Raw genomic sequence first — 9,569 nt, 5'->3', positions numbered from 1 at the left:
CCTACACGACGCTCTTCCGATCTCGGCCGCGCGGGTCCGGCGGCGGGTCCGGCAGCGGGTCCGGCAGCGGGTCCGGCGGCGGGTCCGGCGGCGGGTCCGGCGTCCGGTCTGCTTTCCGGGGCCGGTTCGGGTTCGGCGGTCACAGTCGGTATCCCACTCCGGGCACGGTCTCGATCACCGGGGGGTCGCCGAGCTTCTTGCGCAGCGTCATCATCGTGACCCGGACGACGTTGGTGAACGGGTCGATGTGCTCGTCCCACGCCTTCTCCAGGAGGTGCTCGGAGCTGACGACCGCGCCGTCCGCGCTGAGCAGCACCTCCAGGACCGCGAACTCCTTGCGGGTGAGCTCGACGGGGCGGCCGTCCCGCAGGACCTCGCGGCGGGCCGGGTCGAGCGTGATCCCGGCGCGCTCCAGCACCGGCGGCAGCGGCGCGGCGGCCCGGCGGCCGAGCGCGCGGACCCGGGCGATCAGCTCGGCGAACGCGAACGGCTTGGCCAGGTAGTCGTCGGCGCCGATGGACAGGCCCTCGACGCGGTCGTCGAGCTCGCCCGCCGCCGTCAGCATGATGATCCGCGCGGGGTAGCGCCGGGCCACGAGGTGCTTGCAGACGTCGTCGCCGTGGACCCTCGGCAGGTCGCGGTCCAGGACGACCACGTCGTACTCGTTGACGCCCGCCCGCTCCAGCGCGCCGGCGCCGTCGTAGGCCACGTCCACGGCGAGCGCCTCCCGGCGCAGGCCCGTGGCGATGGCGTCGGCGAGCACCCGCTCGTCCTCGACGACAAGAACACGCACTGCGTCCCCCTCCGGTCGGGGCGGGCCGACACGGCTCCGCCCCGCGAGTCCAGATATCCCACGGCGTCCGTAAGACGCCCGTAAGAGGCCGTTCAGGTCCCGGCCCCCGAGCCTGCTTAGGCTCGCCGTAAGGAACCGCGAAATTTGCATCGGCGAGCAGGTTTACCTTCAGCCTAGGCCTGGGTAGGCATGGGCACGATCCGGGAGGAGGCCCATGGGCGAGTTGTCACGCACGATCCAGCAGCGGCTCGACGACGCGTACGCGTCGCTGCGGAGCGCCCACGCAGATGGCGACACCTACCTGGTGGACATCCGCCAGGAGGAGATCAAGGAACTGCGCCGGATCGCAGCGAACCATGACATAGGCGTCGAAACACCGCGCTGCGACTGAGAACCCCCACCGCCACCGGAGCCCGGGACCGCCTATGGTCCCGGGCTTCGCGGTCTCCCGCGCCCTGACGCCCGCCGAGGGCCATGCCTCAGTCCCTGAGCGGGTCGAGGGGGACGAGGAGGTCGTGCAGGGCCTCGAACGTGCCGGGCCCGGCCGCCATGGTCAGCTCCGGCCCCGCCGGCGCCCCGTGGAGGCCCTCGACGCGTCCGCCCGCCTCCTGGACGATCAGCGCGCCGGCGGCGATGTCCCACGCCTGGACGCCCCGCTCGTAGTAGGCGTCGAGCCGTCCCGCCGCCAGCGAGCACAGGTCCACGCAGCACGAGCCGCCCCGCCGGATGTCGCGGACCGCGGGCAGCACGCCGGTGAGGACCTGCGCCTGCCGGGCGCGCCGCGCCGCGTCGTAGCCGAACCCGGTGCCGAGCAGCGCCTTGTCCAGGGGGACCTGCGAGTTCACGCGGAGGTCACGGGTGCCCACCGCTGTGTGCAGTCGGGCGCCGCCGCCGCGCGAGGCCGTGTAGGTCTCGCCGCGCCGCGGCATCTCCACCGCCCCGGCGACGGCCTCGCCGTCCACCTCGGCGGCGATGCTGACCGCCCAGTCGGGCAGGTCGTACAGGTAGTTGACGGTCCCGTCGATCGGATCGACGACCCAGCGGACGCCGCTGGCGCCCGCCTGGGCGCCGCCCTCCTCGCCGAGGAACCCGTCGCCCGGGCGGGCCGCCCGGATCCGCTCGATGATCAGCGCCTCGGCCGCCCGGTCCATCTGGGTGACGACGTCGGTCGGGCTGGACTTGGTCTGGACGACGTCCGGTCCGTCCGCCGGGCGCTTGTCGATGAGCATCCGCCCGGCCTCCCGGGCGGTCGCGACGGCCAGCTCCAGCAGTTCCTGGGCCAGGGTCATCCAGATTCCTCCGTGGTGTCGGGGGCCGTGCCAGAGATCGTGCCGGGACGCTCCGCGAGCTCCGCGAGAAGCTCGCGGGGCAGCGCGGCGAAGCGGGGGTCGGCGCCCGGGGTCGCGGCGCGCGCGAAGGCGATGCCGAGCTCGGCGGCCCGTCCCGCCGCCTCCACGTCGAGGTCGTACTTGACCTCCATGTGGTCGGAGACGAACCCGATCGGGACGGCCGCGACCGCGCGGACGCCCTCGCCGTGCAGCTTCTCCAGGTGGTCGACGACGTCGGGCTCCAGCCACGGCTGGCTCGGCGGCCCGCTCCGGCTCTGGTAGACGAGGTCCCAGGGCGCGCCGGGCGCGGCCCTGCCCGCGACCGCCCGCGCGGCCGCCTCCAGGTCCGCGACGTAGAGGTCGCGGTGGGGCTGGGACAGCGGCACGCTGTGCGCGGTGAAGACGAGGCGGGCGCCCTCGGGCAGGCCGGCGAGCGCTTCTCCGGCGGCGTCCGCGAACGGCTCCAGGAAACCGGGCCTGTCGCTGTAGACGGGCAGCTTGTCGATCTCGGGTGCGCCGGGGACCTCCGCGCGCACACGCGCGAAGTCCTCCAGGTACTGGTCGTTGGTCGAGTAGCCCCGGTACGCGGACGTGACGAACGCCGCGGCCCTCCGGACCCCGTCGGCCGCCATCCGCCGGACGGTGTCGGCCAGGTAGGGCGTCCAGTGCCGGTTGCCCCAGTAGACGGGCAGGTCCACGCCGTGGGCGGCGAAGTCGGCCTCGATGGCGGCCTTCAGCTCGCGGCAGAGCCGGTTGATCGGGCTGACCCCGCCGAAGAGGTGGTAGTGCTCCGCCACCCCCTCCAGGCGCTCCCGCGGGATGTTCCGGCCGCGGGTCACGTTCTCCAGGAACGGGATCACGTCGTCGGGCCCCTCCGGACCTCCGAACGACATCAGCAGCAACGCGTCGTACGACGTCATGCCACCATCCAACCAGCCGCCCCCCGGTGCCCCGGCACCACCCGGCGCGCCCCGGCGGTTCAGCGGTAGCGCGCCGCGTACGCCCTCGCCAGGTTCAGCACCTTCTGGACGTACCAGTCGGCGTGGTTGTAGTGCCACACCGCCTGGTAGAGCTGCTGCCCGCCCCTGCCCGCGCCGTTGGCGCACAGGTACTTGGCGGCGCCCGGGACGGCGTCGTAGGGGTTCATGATGTCGGCCTTGCCGTCGCCGTCCCCGTCCACCCCGTAGGACTTCCAGGTGGCGGGCATGAACTGCATGGGGCCGAGCGCCCCGGCGCTGGAGCGGCCCGCGTTGCGCCCGTGGTCGCTCTCGACCTGGCCGATCGCGGCGAGGACCGTCCACGACAGGCCCGGGCAGCTCGTCGCGGCCTGCTTGTACAAGTCCAGGTAGCTGCCGGGGCGGCCGTTGTCCCCGGACGCCTGGTACTTCCTCTCGTGCAGGTTCACCACCTTCACGCCCGGCCCGAGCGCCCTGGTCACCGCCTTGACGACCGTGCCGGGCGCCACGCCGGGCGCGTTGACCAGCAGCGCGACGTTCGGGACGAGCCCCATGTCGGTCCCGGACTTCCTGCTGACGAGCATGTCGATGCCGGGCAGGCCGAGCTCGCCCGAACCGCCCATCGTCAGGTTCGGCATCGTCCGTCCCACCACCGGGTACTGGGTGCCCCTGCTGAGCCGCAACTGCTCGGCGGCGGCCGGGGACACCACGAACCTGTCGGCCGCCAGCGCCGACCACAGGTCGGTCTTCTTGGCGGTGCCCGGGGGCGTCCAGGAGCGGAACGAGGACGGGTCCACGGCCAGGGCGTTCACCTGGCGCCCCTGAAGCTGGACGGCGCCGCCCGCGACCGCCGTCACGTCCCGGACCTTGGACAGCTTGCGGACCCGCGCGATCCGGGCGGCGGAGATGGAGCCGCTGCTGCCGACCGCCAGCACGTCCGGCGGGACGACGCGGCGCAGCGGGGCGACCTGCCCGCCGTCCACCACGGTGACCGGGTCGCCGGGCGCGGTGCTCGGGGGCGCGTCGCCCTGCGGCGTGGTCGCGCCGCTCGGCTCGGCCTTGTCGGTGGTGAGGGCCGCGTAGAGGCCGCCGGACGTACTGCCGAGGGCGAGCACCGCGATGGCGGTGATGGCGACCGGCAGGCCCCGCCCGCGCCGCCGCGCCGGGGACCGCGCGCCCTTCTTCGGCAGTTTCCGCTGCTTCTTCTCCTTGGGCGTCCGGGACGCGGAGGGACGCTCCGCCCGAGACGCGGCGTCGAGGATGTCCTTCCCGGCGCCGGCCATGTCTGGAGCGGGGGCCGCGTCGCCGGGGGCGGCCTTCGCGCTTCGGAGGTCGTCTCGGGGGGCCGCCTTCATGGGAGGCGCCTTCTTGGCCGCCGCGCTGGCCACGCTCCCGCCCGGCGCGCTCCCGCCCTTCGCGGTCCCGTTCGGCACGCTTCCGCCCGGCACGTTATTCGAATGCCCGTTCGCGCCGTTCGCGGTACGGTTCGGGCCGCCGGAGCCGCCTGAGGCGCGCGGTGCAGAAGGAGAAGACACACCATTTCCCAACGAGTGTCGCCGCGGGTGGGTTACACGTTTCCGCGTTCTTTCCCCCCGATAGCGTGATCATGGGCCTGACGTCGAGCGATGCGATCCGGAGGCGGTCCGCCTCCCGGAGGGGGAGGAACGGGTGCCGAGTCCGTACCGGGAACTGCTGGCGATCCCCGGCGCCCGCCTCTTCGTCGCCGCGGGCTTCGTGGGACGCATGTCGATCTCCATGGAGGGGATCGGCATCGTCCTACTGGTGTCCGCGGTTACCGGATCGTACGGTATCGCCGGAGCTGTGACGGCGGCGCTCTCCGTCGGATACGCGGTCGGGGCGCCCCTGACCGCCCGGCTCGCCGACCGGAACGGGCAGCACCGCGTCCTCGTCCCGCTGGTGCTGGCCAACTCCGTGAGCTACGCCGTCCTGATCGTCTTCGCGCAGGCCCGGCTGCCGGTCTGGACGCTCTTCCCCGCCGCCGCGGCCGCGGGGCTGACCCAGGTGTCGCTGGGCGCCTGGATCCGGGCGCGGTGGTCCCACGTGCTGCGCGACACCCCCGCGCGCCTGCACGCGGCGTTCTCGTTCGAGTCCGTCGTGGACGAGTGCATCTTCGTCGCCGGGCCGCTGATCGTCACGGTGCTGGCCACGGGCGTCCACCCGGCCGCGGGCATCGGTGCCGCGGCGACGTTCACGCTGGCCGGCTGTCTCGCCCTCGCCGGGCAGCGCGACACCGAGCCGCCGCCGCGGCCCCGCGAGCCCGGCGCGCGCGGCGGGGTCCTCGGCAACCCCGGCGTGCTGGTGGTCACCCCGGTGTTCCTGCTGCTCGGCATGGTGTTCGGGGCGATCGACGTCAGCGGCGTCGCGTTCGCCGAGGACCGCGGCCACAAGGCCCTCGCCGGGGCGCTGCTCTGCTGCTACGCGCTCGGCAGCGGCTCGGCGGCCCTCTTCTACGGCGCGCGGCACTGGCGCGCGCCGCTCTCCCGCCGGTTCCTGATCGGCCTCGGGCTGCTGACGGCCCTGTTCGTCCCGCCCGTCCTCGTCGGGAACCTGTACCTGATGATGGTCGTGGTGTTCTTCTCCGGGCTGGCGATCTCCCCGACGATCATCCCGGGGTTCGGGCTCGTGGAGCGGCTCGTCCCGCCGCGGATGCTGACCGAGGGGCTGGCGCTGGTCTCCACGTCCATCGGCATCGGGGTGGCGCTGGGCTCGTCGCTGTCGGGACGGGTGGTGGACGCGCAGGGAGCGCGCGCAGCGTTTTTCGTCCCGCTCTCCTGCGCGGCGCTCGCCGCCGCCGTCGGCCTCGCGGGCGCGCGGGCGCTGCGCAGGCAGGAGCTCACCCGGGACGTGACCGCGGCAAAACATGAACTTTCCTCACGATCGATTGCCGAGTAGAGTCACCGCATGTCCCCCGAGACCCGTCGTACGTGGCAGAACTGGGCGGGAAACCAGCAGGCCACACCGCATCGCACCGCGACACCGCGCACCGCCGCCGAGGTGGCCGACGCCGTCCGCGCGGCGGCCGCCGACGGCCGCACCGTCCGGATGACCGGCACCGGGCACTCCTTCACCGGCGCCGCCGTCGCCGAGGGCGTCCTGCTGCGCCCCACCGCGCTGACCGCGGTCCGCTCCGTCGACACCGCCGCCGGGCTCGTCACCGTCGAGGCGGGGCTGCCGCTGCACGCGCTCAACCGCCTCCTGGACGACCACGGCCTCGCCCTGGCCAACATGGGGGACATCCAGGAGCAGACCGTCGCCGGCGCCCTCCAGACGGCCACGCACGGCACGGGCCGCGACGCCGCCGGGCTCGCCTCCCAGGTGGCCGAGCTGGAACTCGTCCTCGCCGACGGGACGACGGTCACCTGCTCCCCGGCCGAGCGGCCCGAGCTGTTCGACGCCGCCCGGGCCGGCCTCGGCGCCCTCGGCATCGTCACCGCCATCACCTGGCGGACCGTCCCGAAGTTCCTCCTGCGCGCGCAGGAGGAGCCAATGAAGTGGGACGAGGTGCTCGCGCGCATCGACGAGTTCGACTCCGCCAACGAGCACTTCGAGTTCTACTGGTTCCCCCACACCGAGGGCTGCCTCACCAAGCGCAACAACCGCGTCGAGGGCCCCGCGCAGCCGCTGCCGAAACTCAAGCACTGGCTCGACGACCGGTTCCTGTCCAACACCGTCTTCGGCGCCGTCAACCGGGTCACCCACCGCGTCCCGTCCAGCACCCCGTTCATCAACGGGATCTCCGCCAAGGCCCTCGGGGCGCGCACCTACACCGACACGTCCTACAAGGTCTTCACCAGCCCGCGGACCGTGCGGTTCAAGGAGCAGGAGTACGCGATCCCCCGCGAGGAGCTGGTTCCCGCGCTGCGCGAACTCCGTGGCCTGTTCGCCAGGAAGGACTGGCGGATCAGCTTTCCCATCGAGGTCCGGCTGCTGCCGGCCGAGGACGCCTGGCTGTCGATGGCCTACGGCCGGCGGACCGCTTTCATCGCCGTCCACGTCTACAACCGCGACCCGCACGAGGAGTACTTCGGCGGCGTCGAGGACCTGATGACCTCCCTCGGCGGACGGCCGCACTGGGGCAAGCTCCACACCCGCGACGCCGCGTACCTGGAGAAGGCCTACCCGAGGTTCTCCGACTTCCAGGCCCTGCGCGACGAGTACGACCCCGACCGCCGCTTCGCCAATCCTTACACCAGGCAGGTCTTCGGCGACTGAACCACGGCCGGGGCCCACACGCGTCCCAGGGAGTCAGCCCGCAGACGATCCGGTACGGGACTGGGGATCGGTCCCCTGCTGGACGCCACCGCCGCCACCGCCACCGTCGCCGCCTGAGCTGCGCGTCGGCGCGGGCGTGTTCGGCTCCGTCGGGGTGGACGGCGCCGTGGAGGGGGCGGTCGGCGTGACGGTGGGAGTCTGGGTCGGCCGCCCGGTCGTCCCGCCCGTCGTCCCGGTGCTGGGGGTGTCCGACGGCGTCCCGGACGTGCCGCCGGTCGGCGCGTCGCTGGGCTCCGTGGTCTCCGGGGACGGGCTCTTCGACGGCGTGTCCTGGGTGTCGGTGCCGCCGGTGAGGACCTTGGTGACGGTCAGCCCCTTCTCGTTCTTGCCGAGCGAGCTTCCCGTCGTCGCCTCGTAGAGCGTGATGCCGCAGATCACGATCGCGAACACCGCGGCCGACGAGACCGCCAGCTTCACCCAGTTCCGCTTCGCCCACTCGACCGTGCTCTGGAGCGCCGACCGCCGGACGACCTCGCGCACGGCGTCCTCGCCCGCGTCCTCGGCGAGCGACTCCGCGACGGTCTCGGCGGGCGTGCGGTCCAGGCGCGTCGCGTTGGGGTCGCCTCCGCCGGGCGGGACGGGCCCGGGCCGCCCGGCGCCGGGCAGCGGCAGGTCGAGACGGGTCGCGTTCGGGTCGCCGCCGGCCGGCCACGCGCCGCCGCCGGGCCACGCCACGGTCCGCGTCGGGTCGGCGCTCACCGCCTCCGCCGCGGCCGTCTGCGCCGCGTCCCGCTGCTGCACCGCCGCCTGGATGTGGCTCAGATCCTTGAGCTGCTCCCGTCCCTGGTCCAGGTAGTGCTTGCAGATCGCCGAGCCCGCCGTCGACGCGACGCTCATGAACGCCGCGCCCAGGATCGTCCCGTAGACGCCGAGGTACGACGCCCCGACCGCCGCCGCGAGCGTCGCCACCCCGCTCGCGATCAGCTGCGTCGTGCTCAGGTCGGGCAGCCTGCGCTGCATGAACTAGTTCCCCTCATCCGATTGACCGTGGATCCCCCCGAACCTGAACTAATCGCCACTTATGGGTGTTCCATGCACGGACGTGATGCTCGCTACGTCAAAGGGGTGGAGCCCGGGGGGCGCGTCAGGCACAGTGTGGAAAAGGATGCACAAGAATCCGGCAGGGCGACCCCGGCCGGAGCCCGGCACCGGCAAGCTTGGTCGGGAGCCCTCTTCGGCCTCGTGAAGAGGGCTTCGAGAGCGGCGATGTTCGGACATGCCGGGTACGGTGCTGGCAGCAGGTGTGTCCGAAAGAGAGACTCGGGAACCCGGGGGAAGGGCACGCATGCGCCCTCGGCGGGCATCGGACGACCGGCCGGTGAGAGCACGCTGGACGCGGGCTCCGCACCGGGCGGGTCGTCGGGCGCCCTCCGTGCCGTCAGGACAGGGCAGGAAGGACACGCATGCAGGAGCTGCGCCTCGTCGCGGTCAGCGAGGACGGTACGTACCTCGTCCTGGCCACCGCGGGCCGAGGCACCCGGTTCACCCTGCCCGTCGACGACCGGCTCCGCGCCGCGGTCCGTGGGCACTTCTCCCGCCTCGGCCAGTTCGAGATCGAAGTGGAGAGTCCCTTGCGTCCCAAGGAGATCCAGGCCCGCATCCGCTCCGGCGAGACCGCGGAGGAGATCGCCGAGTCCGCGGGCATCCCGGTCGAACGGATCCGCTGGTTCGAGGGCCCGGTCCTCCAGGAGCGCGAGTACATGGCCCAGCAGGCCCAGCGCGTCGCCGTCCGGCGGCCCGGCGAGTCCACCCCGGGGCCGCCCCTCGGCGAGACCGTCGAGGAGCGCCTCGGCCGCGGCGGCGTCGACCTCGACGAGGTCGAGTGGGACTCCTGGAAGTGCGAGGACAACACCTGGCGCGTCCGCCTGTCGTTCTTCGACAACGGCCGCCCGCACGCCGCCGAGTGGGTCTTCGACCCGCGCCGCCGGCACGTCTCCCCGCTGGACGAGATCGCCGCCCGCCTCACCGCCGTCGAGTGGGACGAGGAGTCCCTGTCCGACACCGTCACGCCGCTCGTCCCGCGCCGTCCCGCGATGAAGGTCGTCTCGGACGCCCGCGACCTCGGCGACCCGGGCGACCTCGGCGTCCGCGGCCTGCCCTCGGACCGACTCCTCGACGCGGATCGGCGGGTGGCCGAGGTAGGCCAGCTGGGCGAGGGTGCCGCCGGGCCAGGGCTCGCGCGCGGGGTCGGACACGGGC

At 73.4% G+C, this 9,569-nt stretch carries 9 protein-coding genes; 4 read left to right on the top strand and 5 right to left on the bottom strand.

Annotated features, from left to right (window positions below; genetic code table 11):
* Window positions 1-139: 139 nt before the first annotated feature.
* On the bottom strand, window positions 140-793 hold the full coding sequence (locus E1300_RS43720) for a response regulator transcription factor (protein ID WP_131763169.1): 654 nt from the start codon (window positions 791-793) through the stop codon (window positions 140-142).
* Window positions 794-1,007: 214 nt separating this feature from the next.
* Between E1300_RS43720 and E1300_RS50825 the strand changes: the two genes are divergently transcribed.
* Window positions 1,008-1,184: a hypothetical protein gene (locus E1300_RS50825; protein WP_165503260.1), complete on the top strand. Its 177-nt coding sequence runs from the start codon at window positions 1,008-1,010 to the stop codon at window positions 1,182-1,184.
* 88 nt (window positions 1,185-1,272) lie between these two features.
* Here the strand turns inward: E1300_RS50825 and E1300_RS43715 are convergent, their stop codons facing one another.
* Genes E1300_RS43715 through E1300_RS43705 form a run of 3 tightly spaced genes read right to left on the bottom strand, consistent with a single transcriptional unit; the run spans window position 1,273 to window position 4,432 of the window.
* Window positions 1,273-2,082, bottom strand: coding sequence for an inositol monophosphatase family protein (locus E1300_RS43715; RefSeq protein WP_131763168.1), 810 nt, complete (start codon window positions 2,080-2,082; stop codon window positions 1,273-1,275).
* Window positions 2,079-3,041 carry a ferrochelatase gene (locus tag E1300_RS43710; protein WP_131763167.1) on the bottom strand — a complete coding sequence of 321 codons (963 nt, stop codon included), beginning with the start codon at window positions 3,039-3,041 and terminating at the stop codon, window positions 2,079-2,081. Before E1300_RS43710 ends, E1300_RS43715 begins: the two co-directional genes overlap by 4 nt.
* 59 nt (window positions 3,042-3,100) lie before the next feature.
* Window positions 3,101-4,432 carry a lytic transglycosylase domain-containing protein gene (locus E1300_RS43705; protein WP_242619779.1) on the bottom strand — a complete coding sequence of 444 codons (1,332 nt, stop codon included), beginning with the start codon at window positions 4,430-4,432 and terminating at the stop codon, window positions 3,101-3,103.
* A gap of 313 nt (window positions 4,433-4,745) precedes the next feature.
* On the opposite strand from E1300_RS43705, the gene E1300_RS43700 reads away from it, so the two are divergent.
* The gene (locus tag E1300_RS43700) at window positions 4,746-5,990 is read left to right on the top strand and encodes an MFS transporter (RefSeq protein ID WP_131763166.1); all 1,245 of its coding nucleotides are present in this window, start codon (window positions 4,746-4,748) and stop codon (window positions 5,988-5,990) included.
* A gap of 9 nt (window positions 5,991-5,999) precedes the next feature.
* Complete coding sequence (locus E1300_RS43695; RefSeq protein WP_131763165.1) at window positions 6,000-7,310, top strand: D-arabinono-1,4-lactone oxidase; 1,311 nt, start codon at window positions 6,000-6,002, stop codon at window positions 7,308-7,310.
* A 33-nt stretch (window positions 7,311-7,343) separates the two neighbouring features.
* Here E1300_RS43695 and E1300_RS43690 read toward each other — a convergent pair whose 3' ends face one another.
* Window positions 7,344-8,330 (bottom strand): hypothetical protein, encoded by a 987-nt coding sequence (locus E1300_RS43690; protein ID WP_131763164.1) that lies wholly within the window; start codon window positions 8,328-8,330, stop codon window positions 7,344-7,346.
* A 443-nt stretch (window positions 8,331-8,773) separates the two neighbouring features.
* On the opposite strand from E1300_RS43690, the gene sepH reads away from it, so the two are divergent.
* The coding region (gene sepH / locus E1300_RS43685) for a septation protein SepH (RefSeq protein WP_242619778.1) at window positions 8,774-9,569 on the top strand (796 nt) is incomplete at its 3' end.

The organism is Actinomadura fibrosa, from assembly GCF_900659615.1.
Classification (GTDB): Bacteria; Actinomycetota; Actinomycetes; order Streptosporangiales; family Streptosporangiaceae; genus Spirillospora; species Spirillospora fibrosa.
Note: the sequence above shows the minus strand (reverse complement) of the source record. Positions and strands in the feature narration are given on the sequence as shown.

Bases quoted from the DNA above. Each gene is read 5' to 3' on its own strand.
- E1300_RS43705 (WP_242619779.1), bottom strand. From the start codon at position 4,432: ATGAAGGCGGCCCCCCGAGACGACCTCCGAAGCGCGAAGGCCGCCCCC.
- E1300_RS43715 (WP_131763168.1), bottom strand. From the start codon at position 2,082: ATGACCCTGGCCCAGGAACTGCTGGAGCTGGCCGTCGCGACCGCCCGG.
- E1300_RS43690 (WP_131763164.1), bottom strand. From the start codon at position 8,330: ATGCAGCGCAGGCTGCCCGACCTGAGCACGACGCAGCTGATCGCGAGC.
- E1300_RS43710 (WP_131763167.1), bottom strand. From the start codon at position 3,041: ATGACGTCGTACGACGCGTTGCTGCTGATGTCGTTCGGAGGTCCGGAG.
- E1300_RS50825 (WP_165503260.1), top strand. From the start codon at position 1,008: ATGGGCGAGTTGTCACGCACGATCCAGCAGCGGCTCGACGACGCGTAC.
- E1300_RS43695 (WP_131763165.1), top strand. From the start codon at position 6,000: ATGTCCCCCGAGACCCGTCGTACGTGGCAGAACTGGGCGGGAAACCAG.